Raw genomic sequence first — 19,224 nt, forward strand, 5'->3', positions numbered from 1 at the left:
GCAATGTCCAACTCTCATTTTCTTCGGTCCCTGGCAGAACGCTGCAAGGCGGAGTTTGGTGAGAACTGTGGGCAGCTCAAGGTTATATTTCCTAACAAGCGGGCGGGGGTATATTTTGCCAGCTACCTTTCCGAGCTATACGAAAAGCCCATTTGGTCTCCCATGATCAGTTCTTTCGAGTCCTTCGTCGAAGAGCAGCAGGATAAGAAACTGGCAGACGAACTCCAGTTGAGTTTCATCCTTTACAAAGCCTACAAGCAACTGGTGCCACATGCCGAATCTTTCGATGCTTTTTTGCCATGGGGCGAAATGATCCTAAAGGATTTCAATGATATCGACAATTATCTGGTCGAGACCAAGCATATATTTCATGTGATTAAGTCGCAGAAAGAATTGGATGAAGCTTTTCATTTTCTATCGGAGGAAGATCAAAAAACCGTTCAGCAATTCTGGCAAGGCTTTTTGCCCGAGCCAGATAAAAAGCAATCGGAATTCATCAAGACCTGGTCGATATTGGATCAGCTCTATGTTAGATTCAACGAGCTCCTGGCCGAACAAAATCTGACTTACAAGGGACACTTGTTCAGAGAGTTTTGCGAGAATAACCAGCTGAAAGATACTGGTGCAGTGTGGTTTGCAGGTTTCAATGCCCTGACACGTGCAGAAGAAAAGATCATCAAAGAATGTCTGGAGACAGGTAGTAGCGATATCTTTTGGGAACTGGATCGATACTACTTTGAAGACGAGTATCAGGAGGCTGGTTTGTTCTTTCGTGAATATGCCAAGGATTCGATTTTAGGTGCTTCTGTTCAGCGAGATATTCAGGATGTTCTAAATACCAAAGACAAGCAAATTGATTTGATTTCTGCTCCCCTGAAAATGGGACAGGTCATGGCCTGTACACAAAAACTGGAGGAGTTGGCTGCCAGCGCTGAAGGTTTGAAAGATACGTTGGTCATTCTCTCTGAAGAGAGTCTCTTGCCAGTACTCTTAGATAAGCTGCCAGAAGCGGCCAGTCAGGTTAATATCACCATGGGGTGGTCTATTGCTCAGGCACGCGCCTATATTTTGTTCGAAAAGATGCTGGTGCTTGCAATGAATCGAAGCAAAGATTCGCAGCTTTACCTTACCTTCAAAGAATTGTCAGACATTCTGTCTTTCAATGATTTTTTCGGTCTGGAGCAAGAAAAGGTAGATGCCTGGCAGAAGGCTTGTTTGGAGAATCAGCGATATTTCTTTCCTCCTGAAGAGTTAATAGAATTGTTGCCTCGGATAGAAGCTTTCCTCAATGCACAGACAAGCGCTCAGATTTTAGCGGCCATTACAGACTTTATTCATGAGAGTCCATTGGACGAATGGGCAGAGTTGGATCGATCAGTGGCGGTCTTGCTGCACAGCACTTTCAAGCGATTGGCCAAAGCAGCAGAACAGTTTCAGATCGAGCTGGAGCCGAGCTCATTGTTGCGACTTTATAAGAAATTAGGGACGAATTTGAAGTTGCCTTTTACCGGTGATTCAGATGGCGGGCTTCAGGTCATGGGGATTTTGGAAACCAGAAATTTGAGCTTCAAGAATATTTTGATCCTTGGGATGAATGAAGGCTCCTGGCCGAGAGAGTCCAGTCAATCGTCTTTTATTCCCTACAATATCCGCAAGGCCTTTGATCTACCGACTACCGAGCATCAAGATGCGATGCAGGCCTATTTGTTTTACCGACTGTTACACAATAGTGATCAACTTTGGATCTCATACAACAATGTGACCGAGTTTAATAAAAATGGCGAACTGAGTCGTTACATGCAGCAGTTGGAGTTCGAGTCGGATGAGACAAAGGTAGAGATCAAACGACAGTCTGTCTTGACGCAGATTGCTCCTGTGCCAGCTTACAGCATCACCAAGACCAAAACAGCAGAAGTGATGAAGCGATTGGGAGAATATCTCTATGATTCTTCCAGTCCTCGTAAACTTTCGCCATCTGCGCTCAATACCTACATAGATTGCAAATTGAAATTCTATTTCAACTACGTCGAGCGAATCTATGAGCCCAATGAAATAAGAGAGGACATCGATCCATCGATGCTGGGGAATCTGTTGCATCGGGCTATGGAGTTTCTATATGAGGGACAGTCTGAGATGACAAAGGAGTTGGCTGAATCCTTGAATGGGAAGGTAGAAGCAGCTGTCAAGGCAGCCTTTGTGGATCAGAAATTAAACATAGAGGACAGCAGGCAGAGTCTGGGGCGCCAGATGATCGTATTTGAAGTGATCAAGAAATTCGTCCTCGACATATTAAGAACTGATGCTGCAAGTGCTCCTTTCGAATTTGTAGGGCTGGAGTCTGAAGACTTCTTCTATGATTTTCCGATTGAGACGATGGAAGGGTCCACCAAGGTCTCGCTGAAAGGTATCATCGACCGGATCGACCGAAAGGGGGAGAGCATTCGTATCGTAGATTACAAGTCGGGTAGCGACAATCGTGAATTTGGTGATTTGGAAGATCTGCTTGACGCTGGTTCTACCAATCGCAACAAAGCGGTTTTTCAGCTCTTTTATTACTCGATGCTTTATAAGGAAAACCACCCCGACAATGCACTACCCATCCAACCGTTGATGTACAATAGCCGTGACTTATCCCAGGCGGACTTTGATGGTCAGATCAGACAAAAGAAAGGTACTAAGGGGTCTGATCGTAAAGGAGGGATAGTCATGGATTACCGTCAGTTCGAGGAGGAGTACAAGCAAACACTTGAGCATCTCCTGACTGAAATCTTTAACTCCTCTATTGATTTTAACCAGACGGATGACTTGAAGAAATGTCAGTATTGTCCCTACGTGGAGATCTGTAGGAGGAGTTGAATTCGAAAATAAATACAATTACCTACCCCACTTGTAGCATATTGCCCCTGAATAAGTCCTGAGAAATTCTAGTTTTGCGCTCAAATCAATTCACTTATGAAGCGCATTCTATTGCCCCTTTTTATTTTTCAGTTGCTGTTCCATTCGGTTTTGGCTCAATCCAGCAAAGAGCTGCTAAGAAAGGCGGACGAGCAATTCGAAAATTTGCATTACGATAAGGCTTTGCCTCTTTATGAAAGGGCCTTTCAAAATAAGGAGGAAAATCAGGCTCTGCGTGGGATCATTCGTTCTCATCTGGAGTTGGGTATGCAAAAGCAATTGAATGGTGATGCCACTGGTAGCCAAGCGCAATTGGCGATGGGACTGAAAAGAGCAGAAGAGCTGGTGCAACGCAATGCATCCAATGAGGAAAACCGTTTGCTTAGAGGGTTGCTTTATGTCTACAATGCTCAATATGAAAAGGCTAGAGCCGATTTTGAGTATGTAAAAGGAATTAACCCAGATAATGGCAGAGTTTATTATTATCTCTGGCTTTTGGAGCCTGTTCAGGGTTTGGCACGCATCAATCATGCTTATGTGTCTAAGGCCCTTCGTTTGGATCCCGGTTTGTTCGAGTTGTATCAGGAATTGGGGTCGTACTATGCTGCCGAGGGAATGGCTACTGAGGCAATTTCTTCTTTCGAAAAAGCCATTGAGATTTCTCCAAAGAATTATAAAGCACACTTTGCTTTGGGTCAAGTCTACTGGTCGATGGGTGATTTGGAAAAGATGCGCTATCATTTTGAACAATCACTGCTGTACTTCCCTGATTTTGGATATGGGCAGATGCTACTGGGCGGTGTGGAGTTGATGAGTGGAAATACTACAGAGGCAGTGAGTTGGATCAAAAAAGCCCTGGCCAATAACCCACAGGCGGAGGACTACCTGCCGATGTATAAGCAGAACTATCCTGTACTCAATAATTACAATTTTAAAGTCGAAAAGGATTCGGGGAAGGGGCCACTGGATGAAAATGGCTACCCGCGTTATTATCAGGAGGCACTTGGTTTGGCTCAGGGCTATGATTATCCTACTGCTATTAACAAGTTCCAGCAATGCTATGATCTGTATCAAGACTATGATCAGAAGCAGGTCCAATGGAGCATTTCTATTTTGTCATGGATATCACATTGCTACCTGGAGATGGGTGAATATGCCCATGCGATTCATAGTAGTAAAGATGCCTTGCAGCTGGCAATTAAGGAAAATATTACCACAGATCAGGCCAGTTTGGCGGCTGGTATTGGTATGATTTATTATTACTGGGGTGATTTACCCAATGCCATTGACTTTACCCATCAATCGCTCGAGTATCTGCAGAAATACAATCAAAACGAACAGCTATATGATGCCAATATCAATCTGGCTGGATACTATCGTAAATGGGAGAACTATGATAGTGCCATCTACCACAACCAAAAGGCGGTAGAATTTGCCATGTCTAGAGAGAAATTAGCGCAAGTATTGGCTCTCAAAGAATTGGCTCTGAGCCAAAGCAAAGCAGGGCTGAATGCAGAGGCTAGAATCAGTGTAGAAAAGATGCTGAGTTTGGCAGAAAATACCGATATGAAGAACCAAGCCAGCGCTATGCAGCTGGGAGCAGCTCAGGTATATTATAGGTTAGGCGAATATGAGAAGGCTAAAAAATACCTGTTGCAGGCAAAGAAGCATTTTGTGGAGTTTCAAAGTGTATTTTCCTATCATCCTACTTTGATTGATTTTTCCTTTACTTACTCAGGAATCAATTCTGTCCTTGGTCAGGTTGATTTATCTTACCATAACCTTCAATATTTGAATAAGAATTTGATTGATCAGATCTCGACTCAATTCCCAGCTATGAATGAGCAGGGGAAATTGTTGTTCTACCGTCAGGCTAGCCACTATTTTGAAATCTTCAATTCCTTTGCTTTTACGCATACCAATGTCAATCAGCTGGTACTAAATCGGCTATATGAAAATCAATTGTTGAAAAAGGGTTTGCTATTCAATGATGCAGCGAAATTTCATCAGATGATGTCCAATTCTGATAATGAGCTGGTTGTACAGCTTTATGATAAAATCGAAAGGGATAGGAACCTGATTGCTCGATCAATGTCTTATTCCAACGAGGAGCAAGAAAAAAGAGGGGTGGATATAAAAGTCTTGCAGAATGAAGTAGATAGTCTACAAGTGGAAATCTCAAGGATTACGAATGTCAATCAAGAGAGCCCAATCTATGAAAGGAATTTGGTGAAAAAGGTTAAGAAGACTCTACAGCCAGATGAAGCAGCAATTGAAATGATTCGCTTTCGAGCATTTGATTTTCACAAAGGCGGACATTTTACGGATCAAGTATATTATTTGGCTTTGATTCAAAAGGGGAATACTGACTCGATTGAATATGTGCTGCTCCGTGACGGGAATTTCATGGAGAACAAGGGCTATCAGGCATATTTCAATGCGATTGAATATGAGTTGGAAGATGAGAAGTCTTACGATATCTATTGGGCGCCTGTACAGGAAAAATTGGATGGGATCAAAAGGGTGTATTTTGCGGGAGACGGGGTCTATCACAAACTGAACTTAAATACCCTTTATGATGCAAGGGATGGTTCTTATGTCATTGAGAAAATGGATTTGAGACTATTGACGAGTACCAGAGATCTGATCAAAAAAACACCCAAGTTTCCAAAAGAGGGAAAAATCTTCTTGATCGGGTCACCGTCATTTGACTTGCAGAATGAATCAACAGGTGGTCAGGCTGTTGAGACTTTTGAAACCCGAGCGTTTACTAATATAGAGTTTTTAAGTCCACTGCCGGGCACCTATGAAGAGGTGAAATCGATTGAAAGATTGTTGGGAGGTAAGTGGGAGACTGAGGTGTTGACAGGTTCGGAAGCTATGGAGGGAGAGGTCAAACGCATCCAAAGCCCTACGGTGCTGCATATTGCAACACATGGTTATTTTCAGCAACCAGAAAAGAATCAGAATCCTTTGCTCTACTCAGGACTGTTTTTGTCTGGAGCGGTGAATACTTTTCGGGATAAGCACTATCAGGGGGAAGATGGAATCTTGACAGCATATGAAGCCATGAACATGGATTTGTTTGATACTCAGATGGTGGTAATGTCTGCTTGTGAAACAGGTATGGGACAAATAGAAAATGGCGAGGGAGTTTATGGGCTTCAACGGGCCTTTTTGATTGCTGGCTCCCAGTCAGTGGTGATGAGTATGTGGAAGGTCAATGATCAGACGACTATGGAGTTGATGAGTGATTTTTATGCCAGGCTCAGAGACTCTAATGATAAACATCAGGCATTTAGAGAAGCGCAATTACAACTCAAAAAAATACACCCCAGTCCTAAATACTGGGGCGCTTTCAATATCGTGGGAAAGTAGTTTACAGCCCCAGGGATTTCTTGTACTGCTTTCCCAAAATGGCAGAGATCAGTTTGAGCGGCAAGATTTTCATCACTGCGAAACTGATTCTATTGGGTAATCCGGGGATGTAATTGTGCTTGCCTTTGATGAAGCATTTGATGGCTTCTTTAGTAGCAGTCTCTACCGGCATAAGCCAATTTTGTAAGTCTTTGAATCCTTCATCGGCGGTCATTTCTGTCGCAATGCCTCCAGGGCTGAAAACGCTCAGTTTCAATTGAGGGTTTTGAATCTCCAAGGCGATGCTGTTGATCAGATTGGTAATGAAACCTTTAGTGCCGGAATACAGCGCTTGATAAGGGGTAGGGTAGTGGGCAGCCAAGCTAGAGATGACCATGATTCGACCCGCTTTTCCTGTTTCCTCAAAGTGTTTGATCAGACGGCTGGCCAGCTGTGTGGTGCTGATTACATTGAGATTGATGATGCGCTGAATTTGATCTTCCTCCAGTCCAGTGTGTTTGCCCAGATAGGTCATGCCAGCATTCAGTATCGCTCCATAAAACTCAGGCTTGCTCAAACAAAGTTCTGTCACTGCATCGAAAGATTGGCTGTCAGATAGATCTGCAGTCAGTAGATCCACTTCTACACTCTGGTTGGCGGTGATTTCCTCTTTGAGCTTTTCTAATCGATCCGTTCTACGAGCTACCAGTATCAGGTTGGCCTGATGACGAGCAGCCAGGTGCCTGGCCATCTCCAGTCCCAAGCCTGAGGAAGCTCCGGTGATTAGTACCCATTTGTTTTGTAGTGATTGCATATACAGTAATTAACTATCCCAAAGCTAAGGATATCACGTCACTTCGACGAATGGAGAAGTCTCGTACGGTAGGGTAGGCCGTACGAGATATCTCGCTTTGCTTCGATATGACGAAGATGGGATAGTTCGTTATTTATTCTGTTTTGCCCAGTTGTCTCTCAAAGTGACCGTCCGGTTGATGATCGGCTTGTCACCTGTAGAGCCTTTGTCGATGATGAAGTAGCCCATTCTTTCGAATTGGAATTGTTCACCTGGCTTCATGTCCTTTACGGAAGGTTCTGCTACAGCGTTTTTCATCACTTGAAGTGAATCTGGATTTAAATGGTTTTTGAAATCATCTTCAATCTTATTTAGGTCCTCTGTCATGAACAGACGATCATAAAGTCTCACTTCTGTTTCGATACCCGCATTGGCATCTACCCATCCGAGCGTACCCTTCACTTTTTTGCCGGTATTGTCCTGGCCACTCTTGGTAGCTGGATCATACTCTGCATAGATCTCTTCAATTTCACCTGCATCGTTCTTTTTGAATCCCGTACATTTTACGATGTAGGCATATTTGAGACGTACTTCGCGATCAGGTCCCATTCGGAAAAATTTCTTCTGAGGATCTTCCATGAAGTCACCACGCTCGATGTATACCTCGCGTGAGAAAGGAATCTTACGTTTGCCTGCTGATTCATCTTCTGGATTATTAACTGCATCCAGTTCTTCCGTTTGGCCTTCTGGATAGTTGGTGATGATCAATTTGACCGGATCCAAAACTCCCAATACGCGATTGGCTTTCTTGTTCAGGTCTTCGCGAACGCTGAATTCTAACAAAGCCACATCGCTGATACCATTTCTTTTCGCTACACCGATTTTGTCTGCAAAGCTTCGGATCGATTCTGGTGTGTATCCTCTGCGTCTGATGCCGGAGATAGTAGGCATGCGGGGATCGTCCCAGCCGTCCACATGGCCGCCTTCTACCAATTCGCGCAATTTACGTTTCGATACGATGGTATAGCCGAGGTTCAAACGAGCAAATTCCGTTTGCTCTGAAGGGAAAATACCCAGGTTCTCGATAAACCAGTTGTACAAGGGTCTGTGAGCGGCAAACTCCAGGGTACACAGCGAGTGAGTGATCCCCTCGATAGAATCCGACTGCCCATGTGCAAAGTCATAGGTAGGATAGATGCACCATTTGTCACCTGTACGGTGGTGAGCCATTTTCTTGATACGATAGATCACTGGATCGCGCATTTGCATCACTGGAGAAGTCATGTCTATTTTCGCACGAAGCACATGAGTACCCTCATCGTATTTTCCTGCTTTCATGTCCTCGAATATCTCAAGGCTTTCTTCCACAGGTCTGTTGCGATAGGGGCTTTCTTTTCCTGGTTCGTTGGGTGTTCCTCGTTGTTCGCTGATGAGTTCTGCAGGCTGGTCATCGATATAGGCTTTGCCATCTTTGATCAGTTTCACTGCATAGTCATACAATTGATCAAAGTAGTCAGAGGCATAGTATTCTCTGTCGCCCCAGTCGAAACCTAACCATTTGATGTCTTCCTTGATGGATTCTACGTATTCGGTCTCCTCCTTTTCTGGGTTGGTATCGTCGAATCGCAGGTTGCAGAGGCCATTGTATTTCTCTGCCAATCCAAAATTGAGACAGATGGATTTAGCATGACCAATATGCAAATAACCATTGGGTTCGGGAGGGAAACGCGTGTGCAGACGCCCATCGTTTTTACCTTCCGCCAAATCCTTTTCTATCATTTGCTCTATAAAGTTGAGCTTTTCCTTTTCAGTACTCATATATTCTTATTTGAGACGATAGACTCGTCTTTTTGTTCATCAGATTATTGGCCTTTTTTGGCCTTATACTTTCACTTACTACTTAAACAGACTGTGTGGTTCCTACCTGCTTCATCTGCTGGATAGTAGCGATAGGGTCAGGCGTATTATATATGCCCGAACCAGACACGATAATGTCCGTGCCAGCATCGATCACCTGCTGGATGTTGTCCAGTTTCACTCCTCCATCGATTTCGATCTCGATGTGTTCCAGATTGCGCTGGATCAATAGGTTCTTCAATCTTGCGATTTTGTCCAGGCAAGATGCAATCAAACTTTGTCCACCAAAGCCCGGATTCACAGACATAATCAATACGAAATCCACATCTGGCAGGATATCTTCTATCGCCGACAGTGGGGTGTGAGGATTCAAAACGACTCCCGCTCTTTTGTCCAGACTTTTGATCAGCTGGATGCTGCGATGTAGATGCGGACACGCTTCCACATGCACACTGATCCAATCAGCTCCCGCTTTGGCATAGGCTGGGATGTAATCATCCGCATTTTCTATCATCAGGTGTACATCGATCGGTAGTTGGGTGACCTTTCGGATGCTGTCCAGTACCAGCGGCCCAATGGTAATATTGGGAACAAAGTGACCGTCCATCACATCGTAGTGAATCACATCTGCTCCTCCTTTTTCTACGAGCTGAATGTCTTCTCCTAGCTTGGAGAAATCTGCTGATAGGATAGAAGGCGCGATTTGAATCTGTTTTTGCATGGGCTTAATTTTGATGCAAATATATATGTGTGACCGCTTTTCTCATTTATTAAAAACCACTTTCTTCTATTCCCCCATTATTTAGTTAATTTGCGCTCTCAAAGGGGTGAATGATGGGTTCATCCTTTTTATTGTAGATATATGAAGTCCTTGGGAATAAGAAGAAAGACTAAAAAGAGATACAAGCCAATCCTAAAAAACGCCAACACTTGGCCTGTCGTTCAGATGGCTAAAAAGCGAAAGGAGTTTGTTCATCTGGTCGCCGAGGAGAGCTTCGAGAACCTGATGGAACTGCGCCGTGGCAAATCTCTGCAGGAGGAGTTGGAAGTGACCATCTACCGTGAGAAACAACGCGTAAGAGTAAATCCGTGGAAAGTAGATCCTGAAGATGATGCGAGCTACTGGGAAGGGATGCACCAAAAGTTGCTTCAAGTAGACGCATTACCAGAGGAGCAAAAAGAAGAAGAACTCAAGAAAATTTTAAGGAAGATTGTTCAGCGCTATAGCGAAGAAATCGCTGGCCATTTCAATCCTTCACAATATCATGTCACCAAAACTTTGGTGACCATTGGTTTTGGTCGATTGCTCAATGCGGCGCGTGTCAAGGGACCCTGGTCGGTATTTAGTAATCAGCTCGATCTGGATGACAAAATCCATATCAAAGGAAAAGTCGATGAGCTGCGAAGACTTGCCAAAATAGGAACCGTCGTAATGGTGCCCACCCACTATAGTAATCTTGACTCTGTACTGATTGGTTGGGTGATTCAGTTCCTGGGATTGCCTCCTTTTATCTATGGGGCGGGGTTGAATCTATTCAATCTGAAGATATTCTCCTACTTCATGAACAGCGTAGGAGCTTATAAAGTTGACCGAAGAAAGAAAAACCCTCTATATCTGGAGACATTGAAGGCCTACTCCACCATCGCGATTCGCGAAGGGTGTCACAGTTTGTTCTTCCCGGGAGGTACTAGATCTCGCAGTGGTAAGATCGAAAAACAACTGAAACTTGGTCTGCTAGGTACGGCCATTGAAGCACAAAGACAGGTCTTTCAGAGTCTTGATGAGGAGCAAAAGCAAAACAAGGTTTTTATCGTCCCCGTCGCGATCAACTATCACTTTGTGTTAGAGGCACCAAGCCTGATCAACGATTATTTGAAGCGTAAGGGTCAGCAAAAATACTATGAGGAAAATGATGAGTATACTACCTCATATAAGATATCTAAGTTCTTACTGAAGTTCTTTACTCGTGGTTCGGACATATCCGTGACCATAGGAGATGGCATGGACGTACTGGGCAACTATGTGGATACCAGAGGAAATAGCCTCGATAAACATGGTCAGGTCATTGACATTCGGGATTACTTCAAGTCCAATGGTGAGGTGACAGAAAATCTACAGCGTGAGCAAGAGTATAACCGTATCCTTGGAAAGAAAATCGTGGAGGAATTCCACAGACACAATAGGATTTTTTCCAGTCAATTGGTGGCCTATGTGGCTTTCCGTATGCTGGGCAGAATCCATAAGCATCTCGATCTTTATGGTCTTCTGAGAATTCAGGATGATGATTTGATTTTGAATTACGAAGATTTTAAAGCGAAATTTCAGGAGATAGTAGATGTACTAAAAGAAAAAAATGCCAGAGGGGAAGTGGGGCTGGCAGACCACATGTTCAAGGCGGATATGGATGAGGTCATTTCCTTGGGATTGAAAAATCTGGGAATGTATCATGCGACGATTCCTGTGGTTAAGAATAAGCAAGGAAATATAGAAGTGCAGAGCATGAACCTGCTCTATTATTATCACAACAAAGTCCTGGGCTATGATCTCGAAAAATACTTCTAAGCAACTCGTAGGTGTCGTAGGGGCCGGGAGTTTCGGGACGGCGATCGCTAACATACTCGCAGAAAAGAACAATGTGCTGCTTTATGTGAGGGATAAGAACAAGGCGAAAGATGTGATGACTACCCGCATCAGTTCTGGGCAGGAGCTTTCAGAAAACATCGATGTGACCACTAATATCGCTGAGATTGGCAATCGCTGTGAGATCATCTTTCCGGTCGTTCCATCGGCTAATTTCCGATCTATGATCCGTGATCTGGCGCCCTTTCTTAAGCCGTATCATATCTTGATTCATGGCACCAAAGGGCTAGACTTGAATGTTCCGGAAGGAGTGAAACTGTCTAAAGAGAACCCTTTATCCAGAAAGCACGTGCGGACCATGAGTGAAGTGATTCTCGAAGAAACCTCAGTGCTACGTGTAGGCTGTCTGGCAGGCCCCAATCTAGCCAGAGAGATCCAGCAGCGACAACCTGCTGCTACAGTAGTGGCCAGTCATTTCGAAGAGGTAATCGACGAAGGACAAAAGCTCCTAAAGAATGACCGTTTTATGGTCTATGGTAGCAATGATTTGATCGGGATTGAATTCTGCGGGGTGTTGAAAAACATCATTGCGATCGGTTCTGGAGCTGTGAGTGGCATGGGAATGGGAGAGAATACCCGTTCGCTACTGATCAGTAGAGGGATGGTAGAGATGATCCATATCGGCAATGCCCTGGGAGGAAACACTAAGGCATTTTTAGGACTGGCGGGTGTCGGAGATTTGATTGCAACCTGTACTTCTAATCTCAGTAGAAACTTTACCGTAGGCTATCGATTGGCTCAGGGAGAGACCCTAGACGAAATCAAAAGCTCTATGGATGAGGTCGCCGAAGGACTCAATACCATTCAGATTGTGAAATGGTTAGCCGATAGCTTGAACATCCGTGTACCGATCACAGAAACCCTACACAAGGTCATCAATGGTAAAATGACCATCCAGGAAGCAAGCGAATACTTTATGAAATTTCCGTTCCGTGCGGAGATTGATTTTATGTGATTTGTTCTTGCACCTGAATATGGGGAAAATCTTTCAGTTATTTCATTTTTTTCTAAGTTCACTGTTTAGGCTTATAAGTGATCAGAGGTATGGTATTGTACTACTAATGATTCTATGGGCTGCTTTGCAGGTGATTGCTTCATGGATGTTTGAAATGAGGAGCTCTGTGGATTCAGATTTTTATATCACAAACGCAATCAAATTGACTGAAGGTAAATGGCCAAATGGTAGAGCCCTCTTTTATTCTTCATATCTTATTGTTTTAGCAATAGCTTATATTGTTTTAGGAGGAGTCGAGTATGTTTTTGTCTTTCAGATATTATGTGCCTTGATTTCTCTGGTTTGCCTATATAAGATTACACAAAAAATTAGCGGTAGTAATCAAATGGCTTTTATTTCCGGAGTGCTTTATCTCTGTTGGTTTAAGTTTTTTCAATGGAATCTAATACTGTACACCGAATCCCTATTCACAAGCTTTGTTGTAATTACGGCTTATATAATTTTTACCAAAAAGGGTAGAATTAGAATTTTACTTGCTCCCATGGTTATTGTTTTTACAGTTTTTTTAAGGCCGACTGGTATGGGTTTGCTTGTTGCCGTGTTGGCAATTATTATGAATTTGATTTTTCAGAAGAAGAATATTAATAGACTGGGTAAAGCATTGGTGGTTTTGTTCGTAATGGTTTTGTTCTTAATTGGAATGAATATCATTCTTCGACCATTTGTTGATTCGTTTATAGATAGTTATGCTAAAGCTGAGATTCTATATCCCAATCAAAGTTTATTCTTAAATGTTGCTGAAGATTTTAAATTACCGCCACAGGATTGTAGTCCTATCGTCAAGATGTTGTTGGTTTGGTATGAAAACCCAATTTATATGATGAGATTAACAGGGCTAAAGGTGTTGCTTTTCCTGTTTCATGCCAAGCCGTACTACTCTGTTTTTCATAATATTTATATTTTTTCCTGTTTGATCCCTCTGTATTTTTTTGCTCTAAGAGGCTGCAGGGTGAATAAGTGCTATACAATATTTAGTTTCAGCTTTCTTTTTTTTCAGGTGTTCACCGTGGGGTTGACTAGCGAAAACTGGGATGGTCGTTTTTTGTTGCCAGTCATCCCGCTTTTGGTAGTTTTAGCAACCCTTGGAGTTTATCAAGCCCTTGAGCAAAGAAGTGCTGTATAGAGCCTCATTCTTGTAACCGACTGAGCTATGTTTGCACTTTAATCTGGTATAATAAATGAACGTATATAAAAAAATTGTAGAGGAGATCTTAAAGGCTTCTCATATTGTCATCACTGCTCACAAATCAGCCGATGGAGATTCAGTGGGTTCCTCTTTGGGTTTGCTGTATTTTATCGAAAAACTAGGGAAGAAAGCAGTGGTTTGCCATCCGGATGAAGCACCAGATTTTCTTTACTGGATGGATACCTCAGAGATCTTGCTGATGAATCAGCAACCAGATAAGGTTAAGCAGAAATTCGAAGAAGCGGATTTGATCTTCAGTTTGGATTATAATGGAACAGATCGAGTAGGACCAGAGATGCAAGCTTTGTTGGAAGCGGCTAACTGCCAAAAGATCATGATTGATCATCATCTTAATCCTGAGGATTTTGCCACGATTAGGGTGTCGGAGACTTCCGTGTCTTCTACTGCTCAGTTGATTGGCGAATTGATCTTGCAGTCGGGTCATGAAGACCTACTGGATGAGAAAATCGGAACGCCGCTGTATTTGGGAATACTCACTGATACTGGAGTTTTTCGCTTTCCATCAGTAGATCCACGCACGCACGAAGTGACTGCCAAATTATTGGCGGCTGGTGTGCAGAATCATTTGGTACACGAATACCTGAATGACAACAATACGGCTAGTCGATTGCGTCTACAGGGCTATGCATTGAGTGAAAAAATGCTGATTTTGGAGGATTACCGGGCGGCCATCATTTACCTGACCAAAGAGGAGTTAGAGAAATACAATTTCAAGAAAGGAGATACGGATAGTCTGGCCAATCAGGCTCTGTCAATCAGAGGGATGAAAGTGGCTGTGATGATGTCTGAGAGAGATGGTATTATCAAAATATCCTTCCGTTCTAAAGGAGAGAATAACCCAGTGAATGTACTGGCAGCTGACCACTTCGATGGTGGAGGTCACGCCAATGCCGCAGGTGGTATGAGCAATCTTTCGATGGACGAAACATTGGAGAAAATCAAAGGATTGATACCGGAGTATTTTTCTAATTAAAAGGATGTCTCCATCATCAATGGCATGTGGTCGCTTACTTTAAGCCAATCGTCAATTACACCGATACTTATTTTCTCTGTTTGCTTTAGTATTTCTTCTGATGCAAAGAAGTAGTCTATATGATAGGGCTTTTCGGGATTCTTCTGAAGGAATAAGGTAGGCTTAGATTCTTCTCCTTGAATTTCATTTGTGAAATGATGGTATAGACTCGTTATCCCTTTCTTTTTAAGGTGTTTAACTACGTCTGAATGATTCCACCACCTGTCCCATTTATCCCAAATTGCATTACTGTTTAGGTCTCCAGCAATAATTATTTTGTCAAACTTGTCAGCATTGATGTTCAGGTATTTCCAAACTTGGCCAATGTAACCGAATGTAGGTGAGTTATTGTGATGTGCCCATGTGGCTAATAACTGAAAGTGATTTTCAATAAGGCATGGTAGGAAATATTTGACTTGGTGATCTTCATATTGGTTGCTCCAGTTTAACGGAGTTAGTAATATGTCCGTTTTGGCAAAAATCCCTAGTCCTTTGTTTTTATTGTCTCCTACCCAAAGATGGTTGTCGGCCCAGGACTTATAATCTTCATCTTTTGATTGATTAGGGTCTTCACATTCTTGAATTACATAAATGTCTGCATTCCAAGATGTGATTTCTTTGAGTTTTTTTCTCAAAGCCCCATTGCAATTCCAAGATACAACCTTCATTTGGCGTTATTTAACAGCTTCCATTGCTTCTATTCTTTGTTTCAAGCTGGGGTGAGAATAATTGACAAAGACATAAGCCGGATGTGGTGTGAGGTTACCCAAATTGTCGGAAGTTAATTTCTTCAATGCTGTGATCAATGGTTCGCGTTTGTAGGTTTTGACTGCATATTCGTCTGCCTCATATTCATTTTTTCTACTCAATAGGTTCATCAAAATACCGATGACTGTAGAGATAGGGGAAAACAGAATACCAAAGGCCAATACATTGATATGAACGCTGGTGGAATTGGCTCCTAAAGCCCATGAGACCTCCGTGCTGAAGATCATTTGAGAAAGCACCCATAGCATAAAGCCGATTTGCGCGACACTCAGAATCATTGACCAGATGATGTGTTTCTTTTTGTAATGCCCTACCTCATGTGCCAATACTGCTACTAGTTCTTCTTCGCTATGATTGTCGATGAGCGTATCGTAGAGGACGACTTTCTTTTTCTTTCCCAATCCACTGAAAAAGGCATTGGCTTTGGATGATCTTTTGGAGCCATCGATCACGAAAATATTGTTCAGCGGAAAGTCTACTCCCTTACTGTATTGCGTGATGGCTTCTTTCAATGATCCGTCTTGCAGTGGAGTGAGTTTGTTGAATAAAGGGATGAAAAGGGAGGTGTAGAACAGATTGATGAAAATCATGAAGGCAGCAGCCACCATCCAAAAATAGATCCAAAAATTCTGCTCGAAAAAGGCGACCAGAAAGATGAATATAGCTGCAATCAGTCCACCGATGATAAGAATCAGTAGCCAGCCTTTGATCTTATCAATGACATAAGTTTTCCAGGTCATCTTGTTGAAGCCAAACTTCTCTTCGATCACAAAAGTGCCATATAGATCGAAGGGAATACCCATCAGATCCGAGGCAAAAAAGAGAATGCCAAAAAAGTAGAGTGAAGCGAGGTATTCCATAGGTGCAAGAGAACGAACAATTCCGTCAAGCCATCCGAATACTCCAAACCAAAGCATGGCTAACATGACCAGGAAACTGAAGGTAGAACTGATCAAGGAGAAGCGAAAAACTGTTCTTTGATAGCGCTGGGATTGTGCGTATTTTTCTTCATCATAGATGCCTTCCAAGGATGCTGGAATGGGCTGCTTACTGCTTTTGTTGTTCAGGATTCCAAGGACTTTGTTGAATACAAAGTCGAAAACCGTGATGCCAATGATGAGATATAAAATTTGATCGCTGTCCATGTCTACTAATTTGCGGCAAAGCTAGTAAAATGAGTCAAAAGCCTATGAACTATTCAGGTGACTGTCAGTTTTGATCGATCAGAATCCATTCATTGTGGCCAAAATAGTTCCAGGGCGTATGTGCCAGGTCTATGTTGGGGTCTATGAAGTCTCTGTATTCTCCTCGGTTGATTCTCGCCTTGCTATCCTTGACATAGACTTGAGGGGCATTAATGCCCTTTTTTTTGAATTCTTCGGCCAGAATCTGAGCAAACTGCCAGGTCATGTCTGGGTAGCAAGTGACACGGGAGAGTTGTTTTCTGCTGAGATATTTGTATTCCCGAACATTTATGGATTTTCCTGTCTCAGCGTCTTTCACTACGAACTTGCACTTTCCAGATCTGGATCTTAGCATCATGCGCCAGCTGAGTTTGTGCCCTTCTTCCGTCCAAAGTACATCGCCCGGTATGAAGTGGTGTCTAAGTGGTAAATAAAGCTGCCAAATGAAATAGGCGATGAAGAGGTATAGAAACCAGGGCTTATTATTGGCTTCTGAAGAATGGAAAGTCTGTCGTTTGCTGAAAAAGAGTTTTCTGATCTGATCAGGTTCGAAAAAGAAAATGGCCAGGGCTACTACCATGTAGGGAAAGATGCCGATTTGGAAGACGGCAGAATTGAACAAATTGAATAGAATCAATGTTGCAAAAGCCCAAATGCGGGTTTTCCTCCAGAGTAATAAAGGAGAAATGAGCGCATCGAATAAAATTCCAGAATATACAATGAACCATTGAAACCACTGTTGGGCAAGCAAAGGGCCGATCAGGAAGTAATTGGTTTTGTGACTGAACTGTAGTGCGATAAAATCTCCACTGAGCCAGCTGTCCGAAAATTTTGCTATCGAGGCATAGCTGAAGAAAATGAAGAATTGAAAAATGAAGAACCAACGATACCAATTGGGGCAAGTGTCAGATTCGTGTTTTTTTCTTTTGCTGTCCCAGGAATACCTGAGATGTGGACTGATTAATACCATGAACCAGCAGAACAAAACGGCCAGATAGTAATGGTTGTTGTAACTGGTCTTTTGCATAAAATAGCAGCCGCTCCATAGCAAAGCAAGAGCCAGTGCGCTCCATCGGTAATAGATACCTGCGGCCACCAATAAGCTAATGATACCCATAATGACAAAGTAGTAATACATGCCATCCCCGGGTAGAGGCGAGAGCCAATCCATCCAGATAAATGGGAAGTGATGAGAGGGCTCGATAAATGTTTTTCTTACCCAGCCGGTGGCTATTGCACCAAAAGATTCGACGGCCATCAGAAGCCCAAAAAGGATTCGGAAGATTACAATCTGGCTATTGTCGATGGGTTGGAAGAAAGCCTGTTGTAGGTTGCGAAACATGTTTTAGAACATATATGGAACCGGGCATTTGAGCTCTCGGACGTCACGCGAAGGTTTGCGAGGATCTCCCCATTTGAAGGTGTAAGTAATAGAGACCTCATGGGCTCCTCCAGTTGCGATACCCAGATTGGATAGGGTATAGTCAAAACTATATCCGAAGGTCAATTTCTTTTGGGTGACTCCAAACATGAAGATGAGCGATTCGGTATTCGAGCCGCTGCCTTCTGGTGTTTTGATAGGAATACCCCTGTACCAAAGCCCGAAGATCACAGGCTGCCAGGTAAAGTACATTCCTACATCCAGTTGGTCGAATTCACCTTGAGTACGATAGTTGAAAGTAGGGGATAGGCTTCTTTCCATGCCTTTGGCAGTTTCACCTTTTTTATATCCTGTTCGCAGTGGGATACGGTACCCACCATGTAGAGAAAGTTTTCTGGGTAGCGGGCTGCCATCTCCGAGGAAGGATTGATCTGGCTCTCTCAAATGATGCATCGATGCACCGAACCAAATGCGGTCAGAAAAGACAATGCCTCCAACCCCTAAATCCCAATAGTGAACTGTACCAGCAGCATCAAACTGCTCAGCTGTAGGGTTGCCATTGAGTCCATTGGCATCTATTTGATCCCCGAAGGTGAGTCGATTGAAATTTAAATCTCTGAAAGTATAAGAGGCCTGAATGGCTGGACGAAAGGTCCATTTGTAATTGACTCTGACCTGATAGGCATACTGCAGAGCGATCTCGGTAGACGTCAGACCTGCAATTCCCTCCTGATCAGAAGTAACCATTAGCCCCACACTACTGTTTTTTTCGTCGAAATTCACATCCACATAGGCAGAGAAGGTCTCAAAACTCGCATCAATAGATGGCCACTGATTTCTATAGTTTACACCTGCACGTCCCAATTGATTGATGCCAGCCAATGCTGGGTTGAGATACAAAGGGGCGGCATAATACTGCGAAAACTGAGGGTCCTGCCCTTGAGATTCATTTAGAATCAAAAGGGTAGAAGCAAATAGAAAAAGGAGAGTTTTTCTTAGCATTGAGTTAAATTTCCACAAGTTGGCTTACAGTATAAGAATCGATGCAAAATATAAAATATTGTAGCAATAAGGAAATGATTTATTTTTTGTTGAGGCTTACGACATTGAAATG

The 19,224-nt window shown here is 43.0% G+C and carries 13 protein-coding genes; 6 read left to right on the plus strand and 7 right to left on the minus strand.

Annotated elements, in window-relative coordinates:
- Nucleotides 1-3 precede the first annotated feature (3 nt).
- Complete coding sequence (locus N7U62_RS01500) at nt 4-2,856, plus strand: PD-(D/E)XK nuclease family protein (RefSeq protein WP_264136106.1); 2,853 nt, start codon at nt 4-6, stop codon at nt 2,854-2,856.
- 96 nt (nt 2,857-2,952) lie between these two features.
- Nucleotides 2,953-6,273: a CHAT domain-containing protein gene (locus N7U62_RS01505; RefSeq protein WP_264136107.1), complete on the plus strand. Its 3,321-nt coding sequence runs from the start codon at nt 2,953-2,955 to the stop codon at nt 6,271-6,273.
- A gap of 1 nt (nt 6,274) precedes the next feature.
- Here N7U62_RS01505 and N7U62_RS01510 read toward each other — a convergent pair whose 3' ends face one another.
- The 3 genes from N7U62_RS01510 to rpe form a co-directional block, all read right to left on the minus strand.
- On the minus strand, nt 6,275-7,066 hold the full coding sequence (locus N7U62_RS01510; protein ID WP_264136108.1) for an SDR family NAD(P)-dependent oxidoreductase: 792 nt from the start codon (nt 7,064-7,066) through the stop codon (nt 6,275-6,277).
- 129 nt (nt 7,067-7,195) lie between these two features.
- Complete coding sequence (locus N7U62_RS01515; RefSeq protein WP_264136109.1) at nt 7,196-8,863, minus strand: glutamine--tRNA ligase/YqeY domain fusion protein; 1,668 nt, start codon at nt 8,861-8,863, stop codon at nt 7,196-7,198.
- Between the two features lie 82 nt (nt 8,864-8,945).
- The gene (rpe, locus tag N7U62_RS01520) at nt 8,946-9,623 is read right to left on the minus strand and encodes a ribulose-phosphate 3-epimerase (RefSeq protein WP_264136110.1); all 678 of its coding nucleotides are present in this window, start codon (nt 9,621-9,623) and stop codon (nt 8,946-8,948) included.
- Nucleotides 9,624-9,848: 225 nt separating this feature from the next.
- On the opposite strand from rpe, the gene N7U62_RS01525 reads away from it, so the two are divergent.
- From N7U62_RS01525 to N7U62_RS01540, 4 genes are all read left to right on the plus strand, one after another.
- Complete coding sequence (locus N7U62_RS01525) at nt 9,849-11,465, plus strand: 1-acyl-sn-glycerol-3-phosphate acyltransferase (protein WP_264136111.1); 1,617 nt, start codon at nt 9,849-9,851, stop codon at nt 11,463-11,465.
- Nucleotides 11,443-12,498 carry an NAD(P)H-dependent glycerol-3-phosphate dehydrogenase gene (locus N7U62_RS01530; RefSeq protein WP_264136112.1) on the plus strand — a complete coding sequence of 352 codons (1,056 nt, stop codon included), beginning with the start codon at nt 11,443-11,445 and terminating at the stop codon, nt 12,496-12,498. Before N7U62_RS01525 ends, N7U62_RS01530 begins: the two co-directional genes overlap by 23 nt.
- A 202-nt stretch (nt 12,499-12,700) precedes the next feature.
- Nucleotides 12,701-13,681 (plus strand): glycosyltransferase family protein, encoded by a 981-nt coding sequence (locus tag N7U62_RS01535; RefSeq protein ID WP_264136113.1) that lies wholly within the window; start codon nt 12,701-12,703, stop codon nt 13,679-13,681.
- A 55-nt stretch (nt 13,682-13,736) separates the two neighbouring features.
- A complete protein-coding gene (locus N7U62_RS01540; protein WP_264136114.1) occupies nt 13,737-14,738 on the plus strand; it encodes a DHH family phosphoesterase in 1,002 nt (333 codons plus the stop codon).
- Here N7U62_RS01540 and N7U62_RS01545 read toward each other — a convergent pair.
- The 4 genes from N7U62_RS01545 to N7U62_RS01560 form a co-directional block, all read right to left on the minus strand.
- The gene (locus N7U62_RS01545; RefSeq protein ID WP_264136115.1) at nt 14,735-15,445 is read right to left on the minus strand and encodes an endonuclease/exonuclease/phosphatase family protein; all 711 of its coding nucleotides are present in this window, start codon (nt 15,443-15,445) and stop codon (nt 14,735-14,737) included. The two genes, N7U62_RS01540 and N7U62_RS01545, sit on opposite strands and share 4 nt — an antisense overlap.
- Before the next feature lie 6 nt (nt 15,446-15,451).
- On the minus strand, nt 15,452-16,690 hold the full coding sequence (locus tag N7U62_RS01550) for a M48 family metallopeptidase (RefSeq protein WP_264136116.1): 1,239 nt from the start codon (nt 16,688-16,690) through the stop codon (nt 15,452-15,454).
- 64 nt (nt 16,691-16,754) lie between these two features.
- Nucleotides 16,755-18,071 (minus strand): HTTM domain-containing protein, encoded by a 1,317-nt coding sequence (locus tag N7U62_RS01555; RefSeq protein WP_264136117.1) that lies wholly within the window; start codon nt 18,069-18,071, stop codon nt 16,755-16,757.
- A gap of 3 nt (nt 18,072-18,074) precedes the next feature.
- A complete protein-coding gene (locus N7U62_RS01560; protein ID WP_264136118.1) occupies nt 18,075-19,112 on the minus strand; it encodes a PorP/SprF family type IX secretion system membrane protein in 1,038 nt (345 codons plus the stop codon).
- Nucleotides 19,113-19,224 lie beyond the last annotated feature (112 nt).

It is taken from the genome of Reichenbachiella ulvae (assembly GCF_025833875.1).
Lineage (GTDB): Bacteria > Bacteroidota > Bacteroidia > Cytophagales > Cyclobacteriaceae > Reichenbachiella > Reichenbachiella ulvae.

Coding starts and splice junctions, on each gene's coding strand:
- N7U62_RS01500 (WP_264136106.1), top strand. CDS start 4: ATGTCCAACTCTCATTTTCTTCGGTCCCTGGCAGAACGCTGCAAGGCG.
- N7U62_RS01505 (WP_264136107.1), top strand. CDS start 2,953: ATGAAGCGCATTCTATTGCCCCTTTTTATTTTTCAGTTGCTGTTCCAT.
- N7U62_RS01510 (WP_264136108.1), bottom strand. CDS start 7,066: ATGCAATCACTACAAAACAAATGGGTACTAATCACCGGAGCTTCCTCA.
- N7U62_RS01515 (WP_264136109.1), bottom strand. CDS start 8,863: ATGAGTACTGAAAAGGAAAAGCTCAACTTTATAGAGCAAATGATAGAA.
- rpe (WP_264136110.1), bottom strand. CDS start 9,623: ATGCAAAAACAGATTCAAATCGCGCCTTCTATCCTATCAGCAGATTTC.
- N7U62_RS01525 (WP_264136111.1), top strand. CDS start 9,849: ATGGCTAAAAAGCGAAAGGAGTTTGTTCATCTGGTCGCCGAGGAGAGC.
- N7U62_RS01530 (WP_264136112.1), top strand. CDS start 11,443: ATGATCTCGAAAAATACTTCTAAGCAACTCGTAGGTGTCGTAGGGGCC.
- N7U62_RS01540 (WP_264136114.1), top strand. CDS start 13,737: ATGAACGTATATAAAAAAATTGTAGAGGAGATCTTAAAGGCTTCTCAT.
- N7U62_RS01545 (WP_264136115.1), bottom strand. CDS start 15,445: ATGAAGGTTGTATCTTGGAATTGCAATGGGGCTTTGAGAAAAAAACTC.
- N7U62_RS01550 (WP_264136116.1), bottom strand. CDS start 16,690: ATGGACAGCGATCAAATTTTATATCTCATCATTGGCATCACGGTTTTC.
- N7U62_RS01555 (WP_264136117.1), bottom strand. CDS start 18,071: ATGTTTCGCAACCTACAACAGGCTTTCTTCCAACCCATCGACAATAGC.
- N7U62_RS01560 (WP_264136118.1), bottom strand. CDS start 19,112: ATGCTAAGAAAAACTCTCCTTTTTCTATTTGCTTCTACCCTTTTGATT.